Genomic DNA, 19,544 nt, shown 5'->3' with positions numbered 1-19,544 from the left:
ACCCTATACCCCGGGAGCCCTCACCCAGGAGACCAAGGCGGGTGACACGGGTTAGTTCCAGAGAGTGGCGATGGCGACGTTGAGGAGGGCAAGTCCGCCCACGCTGTGGGCGAGTCCCTTGCTGACGGGTTCACCCTTCTTGAACTTGCGGCTGCCGATAAAGGCGAGGACGGCGACCACAAGGGCGACCACGATCTTGACGCCGAGCTTCATGTAGTTGGCATCCCTGTCCATGGCCGGGATGAGACCCATCATCACGATGCCTGTGAGGAGCTGCAGCGCTGCGCCGTCGAACTGCCGGGGATGGACCGTTGGCTTCTTCATGTTGCCGATCCAGATGCCGACGATCATTGCGGCGCCAACGATGTGAAGGAAGACCATGATGTCAAAGACGATGTTCATGGCATCAGTCTAGTCAGAGAGTTCTACGGGCTGTAGTAAGGCGGCCGTGCGTTTCGCTTCCGGAAAACCAGGGTCAAATGACGGCGGCGGCCCGGGGCCTCCGATGGATTGTTCCACCGATGCCCGGGCCGCCGCCGTCGTTAATCTGTTGTCAGTCCTGCTGAGGTTTTAGAGGCCCAGATCGGACTCGAAGGCACCGGATTCAAGGCGCGCCTTCAGGGTTTGGAGGAAACGTCCTGCATCTGCTCCGTCCACCAGTCGGTGATCGTACGTGAGGGAGAGGTACATCATGGAGCGGATGGCCAATGAGTCATCACCGTTTTCATCAGTGACCACCACCGGCCGTTTGACGATGGCACCTGTTCCCAGGATGCCGACCTGCGGCTGGTTGATGATCGGGGTGTCGAACAGTGCCCCGACAGATCCGATGTTCGTGATGCTGAACGTTCCGCCGGAGAGCTCGTCCGGGCCGATCTTGCCGTTGCGGGTACGGTCAGCAACGTCGGCAATCTTGCCGGCAAGGCCAGCGAGGTTCAGGTTTCCGGCGTCGGAGATGACAGGAACCAAAAGGCCCTTGTCGGTGTCCACCGCAATCGCCAGGTGCTCGGCGTTGTGGTACGTGATTTCCTGCTTTTCCTCGTCGTAGGCGGCATTCAGCTTCGGGTGCTGCTTCAATGCCTCGGCAACAGCCTTGGCAATGAAAGGCAGGAACGTAAGCTTCACGCCGTTCTGCGCCTGGAAGGAGTTCTTGGCCTTGAGCCGGAGCTTCGCAACCTTCGTCATGTCCACTTCGTGGACCTGCGTCAGCTGGGTGGAAACATCAAGCGACTCGCGCATGCGCCGGGCGATGACCTGACGGATGCGGGGAGCCTTCTGTACCGTACCGCGCAGTGAAGCAGCGGCAGCCGATGCGGCTGACGGGGCAGCTGCGGGGGGCGCGGCCTGTGGTGCACTGGCAGCCTGGGCAGCCGGAGCCGAACTGGCAGCCTTGGCTTCTGCTGCGGCCAAAACGTCCTGCTTGCGGATCCGGCCTCCAACGCCTGTGCCGGTGAGTGCAGAAATGTCTACACCCTGCTGGTTGGCTAGCTTACGGACCAGGGGAGTCACGTAGCCGGATTCCGCAGCCGACGGTTCCGTGGTTGCAGCAGCAGCCGGTGCGTGGGCAGCAGCGGGAGCGGGTGCAGGAGCAGCCGCGGGTGTCTCCTGCTTGGCTTCGGCAACGGGGGCCGGTGCCGGGGCGGGTGCCTCCTGCTTGGCCTCAGCAGCAGATGCCGGTTCCTGTGCCGGGGCAGCGGGGGCCGGTGCTGCAGCTGCGGCACCAGAACCGATAACAGCCAGGACGGCGCCCACCTCAGCAGTCTCGTCCTCGTTAACACGGATTTCCTGAAGAGTTCCGGCAACCGGCGAGGGAATCTCGGTGTCCACCTTGTCCGTGGACACTTCGAGCAGCGGCTCATCAACTTCGACGCTGTCGCCGATCGCCTTGAGCCAGCGGGTCACCGTACCCTCAGTGACGCTTTCGCCCAGGGCCGGAAGAGTGACTTCATGGCCCTCGCCGCCTGCTGCAGGTTCAGCTGCCGGCGCCTCAGCCGCAGGCGGTGCCGGGGCCTCTGCTGCAGGAGCCTCGGCCTCTGCGGCCGGTGCTTCCTCTGCGGCGGGTGCTTCCTCTGCGGCGGACGGAGCCACGGCGCCGTTCGAAGAAGAGCCGTTCCCGATACGTACCAGGGGAGCACCTACTTCGGCGGTTTCGTCTTCGGCAACGAGGATTTCCTCGATCACTCCCGCGATCGGAGAGGGGATTTCGGTGTCTACTTTGTCAGTGGATACTTCGAGCAGCGGCTCGTCCACTTCTACCCGGTCACCTACCTGCTTAAGCCAGCGCGTAACGGTTCCTTCAGTGACGCTCTCACCGAGGGCGGGCAAGTTAACGGATTCAGACATATCGTCCCCGTTCTCCTTATTGATCTTTAGTGCGGATGGTTGCTGCTGCCTTGTTCGAGCTTAGTGCACGCAGCAGTTACTGCCGGGTGCACCAGACCCTGTTTGCCTTGCGGGATGACTAGCCGTGAAGGGGCTTGCCTGCCAGAGCAAGATGGGCCTCGCCAAGGGACTCATTTTGCGTGGGGTGGGCGTGTACCAGCTGGGCCACGTCCTCCGGGTAGGCTTCCCAGTTCACGATCAGCTGGGCCTCGCCGACCTGCTCGCCCATGCGCGCACCGATCATGTGGACACCGACGACGGGACCGTCCTTCTGGCGGACCAGCTTGACGATGCCACTGGTGCCCAGGATGGAGCTCTTGCCGTTACCGGCAAGGTTGTATTCCTGGATCTGGACCTGGTCGTCGCCAAACTTCTCCTTGGCGGCCTTTTCCGTGTAGCCCACAGTCGCGATTTCGGGATCGCAGTAAGTGACCTTGGGGATGTTGACGTCCTCGACGATCACCGGCTTCAGTCCGGCGATTTCCTCTGCCACGAAAATGCCCTGCTGGTAACCGCGGTGTGCCAACTGCACGCCGGGGACGATGTCGCCAATGGCATAGATGTTGCCAACGCCCGTATGGAGGCGCTCGTTGGTGATGACAAAACCGCGATCGATGGTGACGCCGGCGTCCTCGTAGCCGAGGTTGGCGGTGACGGGCCCACGGCCGACTGCTACGAGGAGCAGTTCCGCCTCAAAGGTTTTGCCGTCCACCAGGGTGACCTTGACGCCGTTTTCGTCCTGCTCGACTCCCTGGAAGAAGGTGCCGGTGGAGAATTTAATGCCGCGCTTCTTGAAAGCACGCTCAAGGTGCTTGACGATTGCCGCGTCCTCGTTGGGAACCAGGGAAGGCAAACCTTCGACGATGGTCACGTCAACGCCGAACGACTTCCAGACGGAGGCGAATTCGACGCCAATGACGCCGCCACCCAGAACGATGACGCTCTTGGGGATGTAGTCCATGGTCAGGGCCTCATCGGAGGTGATAACGCGTCCGCCGATTTCCAGCCCCGGCAGGGAACGGGAGTACGAGCCGGTGGCCAGCACGATGTTCTTGCCCTTATAGGCCGTTCCGTCCACGACGATGGTGTCGGTGCCCTGGAGCTTGCCTTCACCCTCGATAACGGTGATTCCCTTGGACTTGATGAGTCCCTGCAGGCCCTTGAACTTTCCGGCGATGATGCCGTCTTTGTAGGCGTTGACCGCAGTCATGTCGATGCTGTCAAGGGTCACGTTGACCCCGTACTTCGAGGCATCGCGGGCATGATCTGCCAGTTCAGCGGAGTGCAGGAGTGCCTTGGTGGGAATACACCCGTTGTGGAGGCAGGTTCCGCCGAGCTTGCCTTTTTCAACCAGCCCAACAGTGAAGCCGAGCTGAACAGCACGCAGGGCGGTGGCGTATCCGCCGCTGCCGCCACCGAGTACCAGGATGTCGAATTCTTGCGCAGTTGCCTGATCGGCCACTAAAACGCTCCCTCGCGTGAACGATGACGCGAGAGTACGCATCATCTGGTCTTGGAACTTGTTCTGCCGTGATTATGCCAGCAGGCAGGTTCTCTTGCATTTGTGACTACCAAAGTTCACCTTAGCGAACCACTTATCCATGCTCCACCTTCGAGTGGTGTTTGTGGAGCGCTTGTGGTCAGTGTCACGCAGCTTTGTGTCGAAGGAGTCAAAGCCGGGAAGGTTCAACACCGGCAGTGCAGAGGCTCCGGGTCACACCTGTCGCGGGTCTGCGGGGTACGGAGCCATCAGTGGCTTGCCGGCCGGCAGACCCGCGAGGAAGGCGGATCGCGGTACAGCCCGGCTTGATCCAGGCGTTGCCGACGCCCCCCAAAGCTTGCGCCGGCACACAGACTTCGTTCCCGCCCCCATCATGGCTGGCCGGGAATCATTGGTACCTAGACGAGAATAGGCGTAACCGGCAAGTAAAACAATATGGTTGACCGGTTTAGCGGGATCGTTACTCAGCTGAGATAAGGCCCGCAAGAGCCGTGGGGTCTCCGCTATAGTCCTCATGCATGATTCCGGGCAAAAGAATGGACCACATCTCCTCGATGCGTTGCATGACGTCCTCTCTGCCGGTCAAGATCCCCGATACCATCTGCACTCCGGTGAAGGAAGCGACCAAATAGCGCGCAAACGCAGCGGAAGTCACGGAGGCGCGGATCTGCTTTTCCTCCCTGGCCCGTTCGGCCAGGTTTCCCATGGCTTCAATCCAGTCTTCATAGGGTCCGCGCACGGGCTGTCCGAATGCGGTCGCTTCCAGAGTGAGCCGGATGCCCGCCCTTACTACTGGTTCATGAACGAGCTTGAGCCCGAAGGCCCGGCACATCAGGATCATGGTGGTCAGTGCCGGACGGCTTTCAGCCAGGATGGCCTGGCCTTCCGCCAGAACGATCCGGTGCTGCTCCTCAATCACTGCCCGGGCGAGGTCTTCCTTGCTCTGGAAATGAAAGTAGAGGGCTCCCTTTGTCACCTTGGCGGACTGTGACACCTGCGTCAGGCTGGCATTGCCGTAGCCGTGCTCTTCAAAGACGGCAGCTGCCCCTGCAATGATCGCCTCACGGGTTGCTTTGGCGCGATCCTGAAGGACCATATATTGACCTCAACTCTGTAAGAAGCGTTTCTCCGGGGAAATGACCCGCCCCGTGGCTGCCAGCGGACTTCTGATCCTAACAACATGAATGTTTTAGCTTGGCGCCTCACTTTTAGAGACGCCCCAGCGTTTTTCATGAGTGTGACCGGATCAGCGATGCAGCTAGGCAGAGGTGGTCACGAGGTCCTCCGCATACGCAACCAACGTTCGAACCGTGCAGCCAGTGCCCTGTTTGGGGGTGTAGCCATAGGGGCTGCCGTTGTTAAAGGACGGGCCGGCAATGTCGATGTGGGCCCACGGAATGGGCTCGCCGTCCTTGCCCTTGCCCACGAACTCCTGCAGGAACACCGCTGCGGTCATCATGCCGCCATGACGCTCACCGATGTTGGCAAGGTCAGCAACCTGGGAGTCCAGGCTCGGGCGAAGTTCTTCAGGCAGCGGCATCGGCCAGATCAGCTCGCCGGCACGGTCGGCGGCGGTTTTCAGCGGAGCGGTGACACTGTCCGCTCCCATGACGCCGGCTGTTCGGTTGCCGAGTGCGATCAGTTGCGCTCCAGTCAATGTCGCGACGTCGATGATGGCGTCCGGATACTCCTGGCTTGCCGCCACAATGCCGTCGGCCATCACCAGGCGGCCCTCGGCATCGGTGTTCAGCACCTCGACGGTCTTGCCGCCAAACATCTTCAGGACATCCGCGGGACGGGAGGCAGCGCCGGACGGCATGTTCTCGGCGATGCAAAGCCATGCCGTTGCCTTGACCGGAAGACCCAAGCCTGCGAGCGCCAGAACTGTATTAAGTACGACGGCGGCGCCGGCCATATCGCTCTTCATGTCACCCATGCCGAGGGCCGGCTTTATGGAGATGCCGCCGGTGTCGAAAGTGATGCCTTTGCCCACCAAGGCAATTTTCGCCGTCGCCTTCGCCGGCGAATATTCGACTTTGACCAGGCGCGGCTGACGGGCAGAGCCCTTGCCCACGCCCATGATGCCCCCGAAGCCTTCCTTTTCCAGGCGCTTTTCGTCCCACACCGTGACTTTGACGGGCAGGCCCTTGGACAGTTCCTTCGCCGCCTCGGCGAAGGACTCCGGGTAGAGGTGGCTTGGCGGCTGATTGACCAGGGACCGGGTTGCATTCACTGCCTTCCCAACGAGGGCAGCCCGTTTCAGCGCCTGGGGGAGGTTCTTGTCTTCAGCAAGTTCGGTGAAGATGACCGCGGTCTTCACCGGATCCTTGAGCCCGTTTTTCTCCGAGCGGTGATCGGTAAACGAGTAGGCGCCGAACGAGGCACCTTCGGCGATGGCAGCGACGTCGCCGACGGCTGCCGTCGGGAATGCAATGGTGACGCTGGAGAGCCCGGCGAGCTGACGGACAGCCGATCCGGCCGCCCGTCGCAGAGACTCCTCGGAGATCTTCCGGCCGTCGCGTACTTTGCCGAGACCCGCCAATACCAGTACGGAGGCCCCGGTCTCCGGAAGGCCGGGAAGACGGATCAACTGGTCGGCGGCCCCTGTGACCCCAAGAACCTTCAGCGATCCGGCGAGGGCCTCGGCGGATTTCGCCGTCAAAGGGTTCTCCAACAGGACGGGACCGTCCGGTCCCTGCCCCACGCCGATAACAAGTGCTTCGCTGGGGGATTTTTTCAGGTCCCGGGCGATGGCGCTAAGTTTGATCTCAGTATTCTTGACCACGAGGATCAGTCCTCAATTCTCTGTGATTTCTTGGCAGGGAGTACCTGTCGGGCGCCCCTGCCGGGGACCGACCTGCATCGGTTTGTGACGCCATCCGGAGTCTTCCTGCCGAATGTGAGGCCAGTTCCGATCGTAGCCTCTCACTGGTGTGCGCAATGAATTACATGAGAGGTGCAGCACATGGGACGGGAGGAATGGTTGGCGCTTTTTCGACGTTGTAACGATTAGTCCGGCGTGCCGGTCCACCGGCCCGCCCCGTGCGGTGTCACCATCCTCCCCACCGCAACCGTGAAAGGAACATGCCATGCTTGAACGGATATCCGGCTCGCTGCTGGACCCCCATGCGCTTTATGCAAGCAACAGTGAGCTGTTCCACAACCCCGCCAACCGCGGGCTGGACATGGTCATGGGGTTCACTGGCTTTGCCGATGCAGGTCATGTGGTCAAGCAGATCACCAGCGAACTCCTCGAAACACTGGACTCGGAACTCGTGGCCGTCTTCGATGCAGACCAGCTCATCGACTACAGGTCCAGGCGCCCCCACGTCAGCTTCGTGGAGGACCATTTGCAGGATTACCAGGCACCCAGCCTGGCGCTCTACAGGCTGATTGATGGCCTGGGAAAGCCGTTCCTGCTGCTGGCGGGCTTTGAACCTGACCTTCAGTGGGAGAGGTTCGCCCGTGCAGTGCTTCACATTGTGGAGCATCTTGAGGTCAACCTCGTCACGTGGATCCACTCCATTCCCATGCCGGTGCCGCACACGCGGCCTGTGGGAGTCACCGTTCATGGCAACAGGCCGGAACTCATCGAGGGCATTTCGGTCTGGAAGCCAACGGTTGAGGTGCCTGCCGCTGTGGGCCATATTCTCGAACTCAGGCTGACCGAGGCCGGGCGCAAGGTGGCCGGATACGTTATCCATGTGCCCCACTATCTGGCCGAGGCGGAGTACCCTCCCGCGGCTGTCGCAGGATTTGAATATCTCGGCGCGGCGATGTCGCTGATGCTTCCGACGGACCGTCTTCGTGAAGCGGGTCGGGAGGTCGGGAGGCAGATCGCCGAACAGATCGAGGCCTCGGAAGAAGTCCAGAATGTGGTGTCCCGGTTGGAGTCCCGGTACGACGAGAAGGCTGAGGGAACGGTCCGGCGCTCGCTGCTTGCCGACGAAAACGACGAGCTGCCAAACGCCGATGATCTTGGCGCGGCTGTAGAGGCTTACCTCGCCAGCAAAGAAGCGGGTCAATAAATACGATTTATCCCTTCCGCGGGCATAATGGAATGGTGACTGCACCCCGCGCCTGGCTCATTTGGACCATAGGTGTTTTTGCATACCTGGTGGCAGTCAGCCAACGGACTTCCTTCGGCGTGGTAGGCCTGGAAGCAACGGAACGCTTCCATGCCAGCGCCGCTGAGATTTCCTTCTTTACGGTCCTTCAGTTGCTGGTCTACGCCGGCCTGCAGATCCCGGTCGGCATATTGGTGGACAGATTCGGGTCACGGGCCATGATTGCCGGCGGCGCCATCCTGATGTGCCTGGGTCAACTGCAGCTGGCATTCGCTGTCAACATTCCCGGCGGTGTTCTGGGCCGCGTCCTGGTGGGTGCCGGTGACGCTATGACCTTTATCTCGGTGATCCGGCTGATTCCACTCTGGTTTGCACCCGCGCGGGTTCCCCTTATTACGCAGCTCACCGGAATGTCAGGGCAACTCGGCCAGCTTTTCAGTGTTGTGCCGTTCGCCCTGATACTTCATTTGGCAGGCTGGACCCCTGCTTTCCTGACGCTGGCAGGAATGTCCGGCCTCGCCGTCGTCCTGGTACTCGCATTGCTGCGGGATCTGCCACCGGGCCATGCACGCTCCGAGAAGGTCCAAGGATTCCGGGCCACCGGCGCGTCCTTATCGCGGGCCTGGCGGCAGCCGGGCACCCGGCTGGGCCTTTGGAGCCATTTCACGATTCAGTTCAGCGGCACTGTGTTTGCCATGACCTGGGGTTACCCGTTCCTCATTTCGGCACAAGGCCTGGATACCGGTGTGGTCTCGGCGCTGATGGCCCTTTACGTTGCCGCGGCAATGGCCACCGGGCCGCTCATCGGCAGGTTCGTCTCCAGGCATCCGTTGCGCCGCTCCACCATGGTGCTCCTGATCGCGGGGGCTACAGCCGTGGCATGGGGAACCGTGCTCCTCATGCCGGGAAGGTCTCCGCTGTGGCTCCTGGCAGGGCTCGTGATGGTGCTGGCGATTGGCGGACCTGGCTCCATGATCGGATTTGATTTTGCCCGCACGTTCAATCCTGCACACAGGATAGGAACGGCCACAGGCATCGTTAATGTGGGTGGTTTCATTGCCGCCCTTGTGTGTATCTACCTGGTCGGACTCGTCCTTGACGTCCTCTACTCCACCGGATTCTCTCGCGGCGAACTGTACGGACTGGAGCCTTTCCGGATCGCCCTCAGCGTTCATTTCCTGCTGCTGGCTTTCGGTGTCAGCGCGGTCCTGGTGTGCCGGCGCAAGGTCCGCCGCCAGTTGGCGGCACAAGGCGTGGTGGTTCCGCCGTTGCTCAGGTCCATGGCTCAGCAGCGGCTCCGGAACGCGGAAAAGCGGCGCACACCCGAGTAGGCACGCAGGCTGCCTGTCCCTCCTTCACACTGTCCCTCCCTCCACAGGGGCGGTGCCGGCAGGGTGTCCGTGTTCCCGTCTTGGTTGTCCACATAGGCAAAGGCCGGGCTCCCGGAGTTGGGGGCGCTTCGTGAAGCTGGAGGCATGACACGAGACCATCTCACCATCAGCGGCCCTGAAGATATTCTCGGCTTCATTCCCCATACGCTTGGCTACTGGCCGAGTAACAGCCTGGTTGCCATGACCATGCAGGGCAAGCGACTGGGCGCGACCCTTCGTCTGGATCTTCCGCCGGAGGATCAGTCGAACTTCCGGCACTACGCCCAAACTGTGGGCGACTACCTTGAGGCCGACGAGGACGCTGACGGGTCATTGCTCGTTATCTTCAGCAACGACGGCTGGGAAAAACGTGACGGGGAGACCCTGTCGGGCGTGTCCCCCGGGCCCGCTCAGCCCTCTGCTGTCCCGCACGCCGGACTCCTGGCGGCAGTGGAAGAAGTCCTTGAATGCTCAGGGATGCCCGTCCGGGATGTGTGGCTCGTGGGGGAGGACTACTGGCGGAACGCCCACTGCACAGACCATTCCTGCTGTCCGCAGCCGGGCCGTCCGCTGGATGAGATCCGCGACAGCCGCTTGAATGCTGAAATGGTGTTTCGGGGGAGCAGCGTCGGTCCCGACCCGGACACTTCGGCGGGTCGCAGCGCCCTGGTCAAACAGGGCACTCGGGATCCGGCAGTGGCAGTGGCACAAGTGCAATGGTCAGGTGCGTTCGCAGACCGCACGGCCAGCCGGCGGCAATTCGACGCCGTGCTTGAGACCTGGAGTACGGTTCTGGCAGAGGCGCCGGCCCGGCTGCCGCCACCAGAGGTGGCAGGCTTCCTTCGAGCTTCGCTGTGCATCCCCGCCTGGCGCGATGCCGTGCTCGTTATGGCTGCGGCAGGAGCCCAGACGGCAATTCAGGGTGCAGAAGAATTCGGAGTTTTCCAAACCGATTGCGATGCCCATGACGACGGCGGACCATACAGTCCCGAGCTCAGGGGCCCACTTACCGGGACCACTGCAGTTGCCAGACAAACAACTGGGACAGAGTCAGCCCTGGGGTGTGCGGGAGGCTCCATCCCAAACTACGGTGAAGTGCTCCTGGGGCTGGCTCCGCGCCTTCCGGACTGGACGTCGATGGACAGGCTGGAAAAGCTACTGGTGCAACTGGATGAACCGAACGGCGGGGAGGCAACCGCTGCCGCCCTGACAGCGCGGGGTTGGATCGAATGGTGCCGCGGCCGGGGTTCGTATGCCCATTCGCTGCTCGCGCAGGCGAGCGACGTCCTCCCTGGCTACCGGCTCGCGGATCTGCTGAACGAGGTGGTCCAGCGGGGAACTGTTTGCGGGTGGGCGGGACGGCGGGAGGCCGCGTGGCAAAAAATCGGTTCTGAGGCTGCCTGAGCAGTTGAGACGGGGTTGCCGGGGAGCGGCGGCGGAAAATGGGGTAACAAGGGAATCATGAGGGGCCGATTCGGAAATCCGTGAGACAATGGATGCCGAGACCCGGTTGGGTCCGTGAATCAGGTGTGAGCGGTGTACCCCGAAACGGGAACATTGCAGCCGCCCCGGCAGTTCTACTTAGTGGCCCTGCCGGCCGTGGTTGCACCTGATATGAATCACGGACTTGACAGGGTCATAGTGGTGTTGCCCGTATGGTGATTCCACAGACCGCCGCTAGAAAGGTTTTCTGTGACCCCGTCTTCCGCGAAGAAGGAACCCGCCGACCAGGCCGAATTGTCTCCAGAGGAGAAGAAGGCGGCCACGAGCGCGAAGCGTGCCGCCACCCGCGCAGCCAACAAGGCTGTCAGAGGCGACGACACCGTGTCCGCAGCCGAACCCAAAAAGCGCGGGCCTAAGCCCGGCGCCAAGGCGGCAGCGGAAGCTGCCGGCAAATCGCACGACGACGATTCCGATGACGTGGACGTCGAGGAAGACCTCGACGACGTCGTTCCTGACCCTTCAGAACTCACTGAGGAAGGCGAAGAGGGTGCCAAGGCTGCCGGTGCCGCCACCGGTTCCGGATTTGTCTACTCGGATGCCGATGACGACGACGCCCCTGTCCAGCAGGTCATGTCCGCCGGCGCTACAGCCGACCCCGTCAAGGACTACCTGAAGCAGATCGGCAAGGTGGCGCTGCTGAATGCAGAGCAGGAAGTCGATCTTGCGCTGCGCATCGAAGCCGGGCTCTTTGCCGAAGAGAAGATCAATGCCGACGACGGCACCATGGATCCGAAGTTCAAGCGTGAGCTTGAGTTCGTGATCCACGATGGAAAGCGCGCCAAGAACCACCTGCTGGAGGCCAACCTCCGTCTGGTTGTTTCGCTGGCGAAGCGTTACACCGGCCGTGGCATGCTGTTCCTGGACCTCATCCAGGAAGGCAACCTGGGCCTTATCCGCGCCGTCGAAAAGTTCGACTACACCAAGGGCTTCAAGTTCTCGACGTACGCCACGTGGTGGATCCGCCAGGCCATCACCCGTGCCATGGCTGACCAGGCCCGTACCATCCGTATCCCGGTGCACATGGTTGAAGTCATCAACAAGCTTGCCCGCGTGCAGCGGCAGATGCTTCAGGACCTCGGGCGTGAACCCACCCCCGAAGAACTGGCCCTTGAATTGGACATGACTCCTGAAAAGGTCGTTGAAGTTCAGAAGTACGGCCGCGAACCCATCTCGCTGCACACCCCCTTGGGCGAGGATGGCGATTCCGAGTTCGGCGACCTGATCGAAGACTCCGAAGCCGTGGTTCCGGCTGACGCCGTGAGCTTCACACTGCTCCAGGAACAGCTCCACTCCGTCCTGGACACCTTGTCCGAGCGCGAAGCCGGCGTTGTAGCCATGCGCTTTGGCCTCACCGATGGCCAGCCGAAGACTTTAGACGAAATCGGCAAGGTCTATGGCGTCACGCGTGAACGTATCCGCCAGATAGAGTCCAAGACGATGTCGAAGCTGCGCCACCCGTCACGGTCGCAGGTCCTTCGCGACTACCTCGACTAAACGCGGCGCCTGAACGCTGCTTTTCTAACGCTATGGCCTCCGTCGGTATCACCGACGGAGGCCATAGCCGTTCCAGGTCCGGTCCCAGCCACCATTTGCTGGTCCGGTCCATCCTGGCCGGGAGCAAACCTGCCTACCCCGGTCGGAAGCCACCCGCGTACCTTGGCCGGACAAAAATCAGGGCCCCTCCAAGATGGAGGAGCCCTGACGTGATCAGTGGAGCTGCTAGTCGACTGGAACCGGTTCCTTCTCGTGAAGCCGGCTCGTTTCGTCGTGCCAGTCGGAGCTCAGCGGCTTCAGGGTGGCTTCGACCGCGCGGGCGTGGTGGCCGCAGAACAGCAACTCACCGCCGGAGGAACCGAGAACAACCCGGACGTATGCCTGTGCCCCGCAACGATCGCACCGGTCCAGTGCGTTTAGCGTGCGGTCCGCTACTGCTGTTGTCATTTCGGCCTCCTTAGTAGATCGGTAACTCTATATAACCAGTATTCGTTGCTGATCCACGGCAAGGATTGATCAAGTTCGCTGTCCGCGTATCACAGGTGCGTAACGAGTCGTAGCGTTACGAAGCCTCGGGGGAGTGGCAAACGAGGGCAGGCCCGCGGGACGACTACCCTAGAGAGAGCATTTCAACCCCCAGCTATTCCGTCACTGAAGGAGCTCACCACCCGTGACACCCAGTTCTGATTACACTGCCCGGCACCTCTCCGTCCTGGAAGGCCTGGAGGCCGTCCGGAAGCGTCCCGGCATGTACATCGGCTCTACTGACTCCCGCGGACTGATGCATTGCCTCTGGGAGATCATCGACAACTCAGTCGACGAAGCCCTGGCTGGTTTTGGCCATGACATCAAGGTCATCCTTCACGCTGACAACTCTGTGGAAATCCACGACGACGGCCGCGGCATCCCCGTCGATGTGGAGCCAAAAACCGGGCTCAGCGGCATCGAAGTGGTCTTCACGAAGCTTCACGCCGGCGGAAAGTTCGGCGGCGGCTCCTACACAGCATCCGGCGGCCTTCACGGCGTGGGCGCCTCAGTGGTCAACGCGCTGTCAGCCAGGCTGGACGCAGAAGTGGACAGAGGCGGCAAGACGTACCGCATGTCCTTCCGCCGGGGCGAGCCCGGCCGGTTCCGTGATGTCGGAACCAAGCCGGATCCCTCGGCCGTGTTCGAACCCTTCGTTGAAGATTCAGTGCTGGACATCATCGGCAAGGCCAAGCGCGGGGTTACCGGTACGCGGATCCGGTACTGGGCCGACCGCCAGATCTTTACGCCGGATGCCCGTTTTTCCTACGAAGAACTCGCTTCACGAGCCCGCCAGACCTCGTTCCTTGTCCCCGGACTCAAACTGACAGTCCGGGACGAGCGGCGCCTTCCCGGCACTCCGGGCGAATCCGGCGCGCACGAGGAAGTGTTCCACCATGACGGCGGCATTTCAGAGTTCGTGGAGTTCCTCGCTGCTGATCCGGGCGTGACCGATGTGTGGCGCCTCCATGGCTCCGGCAAATTCAAGGAGACAGTTCCGGTCCTTGATGAACGGGGCCACAGCCAGCTCGCCGAAGTGGAGCGCGAATGCGAAGTGGACGTTGCCCTGCGATGGGGTATCGGCTACGACAGCACAGTCCGCAGCTTCGTCAACATCATTTCCACGCCCAAGGGCGGAACCCACCAGTCAGGCTTCGAGCAAGCCCTGGTGAAGACGTTCCGCAAGGCTGTTGAAACCAATGCCCGCAAGCTTAAGGCGGGGAACGACAAGATTGAGAAAGACGACATCTTCGCAGGACTCACAGCCGTCCTGACGGTCCGACTGGCCGAGCCGCAGTTTGAGGGCCAGACCAAGGAGATCCTGGGCACCTCCGCCGTAAGGGCAATTGTTGCCAAGGTGGTGGAGCGGGAAGTGGCCGCGCGGCTCAACTCCGCCAACCGCAACGACAAAGCCCAATCGGCCCTGCTGCTGGAGAAGATCGTCAGCGAGATGAAGTCGCGGATCTCGGCACGGGTTCACAAGGAGACCCAACGACGCAAGAATGCGCTGGAGACCTCGTCAATGCCGACCAAGCTTGCTGACTGCCGGACGGACGACGTCGACCGTTCCGAACTCTTCATCGTGGAAGGTGACTCGGCCCTCGGCACCGCCAAACTGGCTCGGTCCTCGGATTTCCAGGCGCTTCTGCCGATCCGCGGCAAGATCCTGAACGTACAGAAAGCCTCGGTGGGTGACATGCTCTCCAACGCCGAGTGTGCCGCCCTCATCCAGGTTGTGGGGGCCGGATCGGGCCGCAGCTTCGACATCAGTGCTGCCCGCTACGGGAAAGTCATCCTGATGACGGACGCCGACGTCGACGGCGCCCACATCCGCACCCTCCTGCTGACGCTGTTTTTCCGGTACATGCGTCCGATGGTGGATGAAGGCCGCGTCTTTGCCGCCGTTCCGCCGTTGCATCGTGTGGAGGTCATCAATGCCGGCCAAAAGGCCAACGAGATGATCTACACCTACTCGGAGGCCGAGCTTCATGCCCTGCTGGGGAAATTGGCGAAGGAGGGCAAGCGCTACAAAGAGCCAATCCAGCGTTACAAGGGATTGGGCGAAATGGATGCCGAGCAGCTCGCCGAAACAACCATGGACCCGCGGCACCGCACGCTGCGCAAGGTAGGGATCGAAAACGCCAAGCATGCCGAGGAGACCTTCGACCTTCTGATGGGATCCGATGTGGCTCCGCGGAAGGACTTCATCATCGCCGGTGCAGCCAGCCTGGACCGCGAACGCATCGACGCCTGAGTCCGTCGGAGTCCGGCTGGAGTCCGAGTTGCCCGAATCACAGTTGGCTGAGTCCGTTGGGGGACGTTCCCCGGCGGAGGAGGAACCTAGCCAACCAGGCCGGGAACAATCAGCAGGGCCGTAGGAACAGCAAGCAGCAGCCCGCAGGCTGCGAGAACCAGGCCGCGGAAAGCTGCGGAAAGCGGCGGTTCGGCCGACAGCAGCCGGCTGACGCGGCTTGCCGTGGTCCGCGCGGATCCCGCACCACCGGTTGTGCCGTCAGGCTTGGGTTCGACATCGGAGGTAATCTGCCCGGTGAAGCCGGAACCTGCGTTCGGAGCAGGAGCCGGCCCGCTTGCGACAATGGCGATTGCCTTGATGAGCGTGGTTTTGCTTTCAGTTTTCAGGGCGACGTCGTCGGCCAGCATCTCGATCAATGAATTGACTGCTTCCTGGGCGAGCCGCGTGGTGGGCAGCCAGGGGAGGGCCTGGCGCCACGCTGCGAAAGCCCAGAGCAGCAGGTGGTGCCGCTGGTTCAGGTGCGCGTTCTCATGATTGAGGACGGCCCGAAGCTCGGCAGGCTCCAGTGCTGACATCAGTCCGTCTGAGAGGACAGTGACTGAGCGCGCCCCGCCCGGAAGGCAATAGGCCACAGGAGAATCGTGACTGATCACCACGGTTCGGGGACCATCCGCCGAAGGAGAGGCAAGGAGTGCCAGGAGTTCCCGATGCCGGCGGCGCTGGCGCTCGATCCGGTAGTACGTCAGCAACAGGGTAAACACCAGGTGCGCCGTCAGCAGGGCCGCGGCGGACAACGCGAAGATGTGCCAGAAGCCCAGCTCGGTAGTGGGAGCGTTGTGCAGGACCATAGCCGCCAGTGCGCTGAGTCCTGCCAGGAGGTTGTCGCCCAGGGGTTCCAGACCATAAACCAGCATTGCGCCGATCATGGAAAGGCCACCGGCCAAGGCTATGGCCTGCCACAGCAGCATCGCGGTAAATGGGGAACGGGCAGGCCATCGCGCACGGGAAAGAAGGATAGGCACCGGCCACGCCAGCGCTATCGCCAGGACCGCCAAAAAATACGAGGTCCAGAACATGGCCTGCTAAATGTGGCCGAGCAGCTTGCGGAGCGTTTCAGCTTCACTTTCAGTGACCGATCCAATGAAGCGGGCGAGGACTGCTTCGCGGTCCGGTGCAGAGCCAAGGACCTCATGCATTAGTTCGGCGGTATGGTCCTCCCTGCTGGACACAGCCTGGTAGCGATGAGGCCGTGTGCCGCGTTCGCGCTCCACAAGCCCCTTCTTCTCCAGCCGGGAGAGCACAGTCAGCACGGTTGTCACGGCAAGGTCCTTGCCCACGTGGCCGGCTGATCCGCCCTGGGCCTGTGTGCTCTGCGCCAACAGATCACGAAGCCTGTTTGCAGTGGCTGCCTCCTGGCCCGCCCAGAGCAGGTCCATCACTGCCCGTTCCAGTTCCCCAAGACTTGCCATTCGTACATCCTTCTGGTCCTGCCGGCGCCCGGGCCGGGTTTCGACCAGGGCGCGATTCTTAAAAGCTTCAACTCTAAATCTACCCGTTTTCCCGCTTTCTTTCTACATGAGGTAGAACACTCCTCACGCGTGTCGACCCGATTCTTCGACAACTGAAACCCCGGCTTCCGGACTCCCTTGATTTGTTCTACACTTTGTAGAAGTTGGATGTTCTACGCCTTGTAGAAGTTTCAACCGTTGATAGCCCCGGCCAACAGTAGGGACCGCCTTGGACGCCTTGGAAATCGCACGCTGGCAATTCGGAATCACCACCGTCTACCACTTCATGATGGTGCCCCTCACCATTGGCCTTGGACTCGTGGTGGCGGTAATGCAGACGCTCTGGCACCGCACAGGCAAGCCCGAATACCTGCGCATGACCAAGTTCTGGGGCAAGCTCTTCCTGATCAACTTCATCATGGGGGTAGCCACCGGAATCGTGCAGGAGTTCCAGTTCGGAATGGCATGGAGCGAGTACAGCCGGTTTGTGGGTGATGTGTTCGGTGCCCCGCTGGCCATGGAAGCGCTGCTCGCCTTCTTCGTTGAATCCACATTCCTGGGCCTGTGGATCTTTGGCTGGAAACAGCTCAAGCCGGCCATCCACCTGGCCTGCCTTTGGATTGCCGTGGTGGGCTCGGTCTTCTCTGCTTACTTCATCATCGTTGCCAACAGCTGGATGCAACATCCCGTTGGCGTGGAGATGATCAACGGCAGGCCGGTGATGACGGACGCCTGGGCCGTTTTTACCAACAACACAGCCTTGGTGGCAGTTCCCCACACCATCTTTGGTGCCCTCGCCGTAGCAGGGGCCTTCCTCCTCGGGATCGCCTGGTACCACCTGTGGCGTCGGCGCCATGACGGCATTGACACCGTAGGGCCCGATGGAAAGGTCGTCCCTGGTGAGGCCGACATCTCAGGCCGCGATCTGACCGACCACACCGTCTGGATCCGCTCCCTGCGGATCGGAGCCGTCGTCGCGATGATTTCCTTCGCAGGGACAGCCCTGACCGGGGACCTGCAAGGCAAGCTGATGTTTGAGCAGCAGCCCATGAAAATGGCGGCAGCCGAAGCGGCCTGCCATGACGGGACCGGATTCTCCGTCCTCAGTGTGGGCAACGTTGGCTCCCAGAACTGCGACGATATTGTGGCGGTCATTGAAGTCCCGGGCATTCTGTCGTTCCTGGCCAAGGGCGATTTCACCACCGAGGTCAAGGGCGTGAACACCCTGCTCCCGGAATATCAGGCCAAGTACGGCACCAACCTCCCCGACAACCCTATTTACGGTGACCGGGCGGGACAGGAAATCGAGTATGTTCCCGTCATGGAAGTGACGTACTGGGGCTTCCGCATGATGATCGGCTTCGGGGGCATTGCAGCCTTCGCGGCGCTCCTGGCTCTTTGGGCCACCAGAAAGGGAACGGTTCCGGCCTCCCGGGGCCTGATGCGCCTCGCCGTCTTCGGGATCCTGGCACCGTTCGGAGCCAATGCCGCTGGCTGGATCTTCACGGAAATGGGCCGCCAGCCTTTCGTCGTAGCACCTAATCCGGATCCCAGCGGAATCGACCAGGTGTTTATGTTCACCGCCGCCGCCGTCTCGCCCGGGGTTTCCGCCGGAGAGCTCCTGACATCCCTTGTGGTCCTTGCCTCCATCTATGCCGTACTGCTCGTGGTGGAGGTGAAACTGCTGGTGAAATACATCCGCGGCGGCGTGGCTTCAGCCATGCCGGAGCTCGCGGATGGACGGCCCCACGGCACAGCGCCAGACGACGAGGAAGGACCAGGGGCCTCAGGTTCCACCAAAGACGGCAGGCAAGGCGCTCCGGATGATGTCCTGGCCTTCGCTTACTAAGAACATACGCCTACTAAGAACAGCAAGAGGAATCTGAGCATGGAACTGCTACCCACCATCTGGTTCATCGCCATTGCTTTGCTGTGGACCGGATACCTCTTTCTTGAAGGCTTCGACCTCGGCGTTGGCATGCTGATGAAGCTATTCGCACGCAACAACACCGATCGGCGCGTCCTGCTCAATACGATTGGGCCGGTGTGGGATGGAAATGAGGTGTGGCTCCTGACCGCGGCAGGTGCAACGTTCGCGGCCTTCCCGCTCTGGTATGCCTCTCTTTTCTCTGCCCTCTACCTGCCACTTCTGTTGGTGCTGGTGGCGCTCATCTTCCGTGCTGTTGCCTTTGAGTACAGGGGAAAGGTGGATACCAAACAGTGGCGTGCCCGCTGGGACCTCGCGATTGCCGCCGGTTCGTTCGTGGCCGCCTTCGGCGTTGGCGCGACTTTGGCCCTGACCACTACAGGCCTTCCCCTCAATGCAAATGGGGACAGGGAAGGCGGCCCGTTTGCCTGGTTCAGCGGGTACGCGCTGCTCGGGGGATTTGCCGTCGTGGGCTTCGCGATAGTGCACGGCCTCGCCTTCCTGGCCCTGAAAACCGACGGCGATGTCCGGTACCGCGCACGGCGCTGGTTTGTCCTGCTGTTGCCCGTCCTCCTGTTGCCCCTGGCCGCGTGGGCGGTCACTGTCCAGCTGCTCAGCGGTGAACCGTGGACGTGGGGTGCAGTTGTCCTCGCGGTGGTTGCCGCGGCCCTGGCATGGACCTTCGCCCGGCGTGGTTCGGAAGGCAAGGCATTCCTTGCTCTGGGTGTCTTCCTCGTCGCGGGTACCGCCTCAATTTTTGGTGCTGCGTTCCCGGTGGTGCTCCCGTCCACCGTCAATCCGGACTTCAGCCTCACGGTCTTCAATGCCTCCTCATCCGATTACACCCTGGGGCTGATGAGCATCGTCGCCGCAATCGGGCTTCCCCTGGTCCTCGCATACCAGGCGTGGACCTATTGGGTGTTCAGGCGCCGGGTAAGCGCCAACCAGATCCCCGAGGCGCACAGCTTTCTTCCCGCGATCGCTGCCAAAGCTCTGGCCACCAAGGACTGATC

At 61.7% G+C, this 19,544-nt stretch carries 15 protein-coding genes; 7 read left to right on the top strand and 8 right to left on the bottom strand.

Annotated elements, in window-relative coordinates; translation table 11 throughout:
- Positions 1-51 precede the first annotated feature (51 nt).
- The 5 genes from M1E02_RS13135 to M1E02_RS13115 all read right to left on the bottom strand — a co-directional run bounded on the left by M1E02_RS13135 (position 52) and on the right by M1E02_RS13115 (position 6,668).
- A complete protein-coding gene (locus M1E02_RS13135; RefSeq protein WP_479374699.1) occupies positions 52-402 on the bottom strand; it encodes a hypothetical protein in 351 nt (116 codons plus the stop codon).
- 168 nt (positions 403-570) lie between these two features.
- A complete protein-coding gene (gene sucB / locus M1E02_RS13130; RefSeq protein ID WP_479374698.1) occupies positions 571-2,343 on the bottom strand; it encodes a 2-oxoglutarate dehydrogenase, E2 component, dihydrolipoamide succinyltransferase in 1,773 nt (590 codons plus the stop codon).
- A gap of 118 nt (positions 2,344-2,461) precedes the next feature.
- Positions 2,462-3,844 (bottom strand): dihydrolipoyl dehydrogenase, encoded by a 1,383-nt coding sequence (gene lpdA / locus M1E02_RS13125; RefSeq protein WP_479374697.1) that lies wholly within the window; start codon positions 3,842-3,844, stop codon positions 2,462-2,464.
- 499 nt (positions 3,845-4,343) lie between these two features.
- A complete protein-coding gene (locus tag M1E02_RS13120; protein ID WP_479374696.1) occupies positions 4,344-4,979 on the bottom strand; it encodes a ScbR family autoregulator-binding transcription factor in 636 nt (211 codons plus the stop codon).
- A 162-nt stretch (positions 4,980-5,141) separates the two neighbouring features.
- A complete protein-coding gene (locus tag M1E02_RS13115; protein ID WP_479374695.1) occupies positions 5,142-6,668 on the bottom strand; it encodes a leucyl aminopeptidase in 1,527 nt (508 codons plus the stop codon).
- A 304-nt stretch (positions 6,669-6,972) separates the two neighbouring features.
- Between M1E02_RS13115 and M1E02_RS13110 the strand changes: the two genes are divergently transcribed.
- The 4 genes from M1E02_RS13110 to M1E02_RS13095 all read left to right on the top strand — a co-directional run bounded on the left by M1E02_RS13110 (position 6,973) and on the right by M1E02_RS13095 (position 12,317).
- The gene (locus tag M1E02_RS13110) at positions 6,973-7,911 is read left to right on the top strand and encodes a proteasome assembly chaperone family protein (RefSeq protein ID WP_479374694.1); all 939 of its coding nucleotides are present in this window, start codon (positions 6,973-6,975) and stop codon (positions 7,909-7,911) included.
- A 35-nt stretch (positions 7,912-7,946) separates the two neighbouring features.
- Entirely contained in the window at positions 7,947-9,281 is a 1,335-nt protein-coding gene (locus M1E02_RS13105; RefSeq protein WP_479374693.1) for an MFS transporter, read from the top strand.
- A gap of 144 nt (positions 9,282-9,425) precedes the next feature.
- Positions 9,426-10,724 carry a DUF4192 domain-containing protein gene (locus tag M1E02_RS13100; protein ID WP_479374692.1) on the top strand — a complete coding sequence of 433 codons (1,299 nt, stop codon included), beginning with the start codon at positions 9,426-9,428 and terminating at the stop codon, positions 10,722-10,724.
- A 288-nt stretch (positions 10,725-11,012) separates the two neighbouring features.
- Entirely contained in the window at positions 11,013-12,317 is a 1,305-nt protein-coding gene (locus tag M1E02_RS13095) for an RNA polymerase sigma factor (protein WP_479374691.1), read from the top strand.
- A 225-nt stretch (positions 12,318-12,542) separates the two neighbouring features.
- Here M1E02_RS13095 and M1E02_RS13090 read toward each other — a convergent pair whose 3' ends face one another.
- Positions 12,543-12,764 carry a DUF7455 domain-containing protein gene (locus tag M1E02_RS13090; protein WP_247044971.1) on the bottom strand — a complete coding sequence of 74 codons (222 nt, stop codon included), beginning with the start codon at positions 12,762-12,764 and terminating at the stop codon, positions 12,543-12,545.
- Positions 12,765-12,987: 223 nt separating this feature from the next.
- Here M1E02_RS13090 and M1E02_RS13085 point away from each other — a divergent pair, with 223 nt between their 5' ends.
- Positions 12,988-15,096, top strand: coding sequence for a DNA gyrase/topoisomerase IV subunit B (locus M1E02_RS13085; protein WP_479374690.1), 2,109 nt, complete (start codon positions 12,988-12,990; stop codon positions 15,094-15,096).
- Positions 15,097-15,182: 86 nt separating this feature from the next.
- Here the strand turns inward: M1E02_RS13085 and M1E02_RS13080 are convergent, their stop codons facing one another.
- Together M1E02_RS13080 and M1E02_RS13075 are read right to left on the bottom strand one after the other, a co-directional pair.
- Positions 15,183-16,172, bottom strand: coding sequence for a M56 family metallopeptidase (locus tag M1E02_RS13080; protein ID WP_479374689.1), 990 nt, complete (start codon positions 16,170-16,172; stop codon positions 15,183-15,185).
- Positions 16,173-16,178: 6 nt separating this feature from the next.
- On the bottom strand, positions 16,179-16,565 hold the full coding sequence (locus tag M1E02_RS13075; RefSeq protein WP_309105564.1) for a BlaI/MecI/CopY family transcriptional regulator: 387 nt from the start codon (positions 16,563-16,565) through the stop codon (positions 16,179-16,181).
- Between the two features lie 268 nt (positions 16,566-16,833).
- Here M1E02_RS13075 and M1E02_RS13070 point away from each other — a divergent pair, with 268 nt between their 5' ends.
- Together M1E02_RS13070 and cydB are read left to right on the top strand one after the other, a co-directional pair.
- Entirely contained in the window at positions 16,834-18,453 is a 1,620-nt protein-coding gene (locus tag M1E02_RS13070; RefSeq protein ID WP_479374688.1) for a cytochrome ubiquinol oxidase subunit I, read from the top strand.
- A 39-nt stretch (positions 18,454-18,492) separates the two neighbouring features.
- Positions 18,493-19,542 (top strand): cytochrome d ubiquinol oxidase subunit II, encoded by a 1,050-nt coding sequence (gene cydB / locus M1E02_RS13065; RefSeq protein WP_479374687.1) that lies wholly within the window; start codon positions 18,493-18,495, stop codon positions 19,540-19,542.
- Positions 19,543-19,544 lie beyond the last annotated feature (2 nt).

It is taken from the genome of Arthrobacter sp. Z5-13, from assembly GCF_056499105.1.
This window is presented reverse-complemented; position numbering and strand designations above follow the sequence as displayed.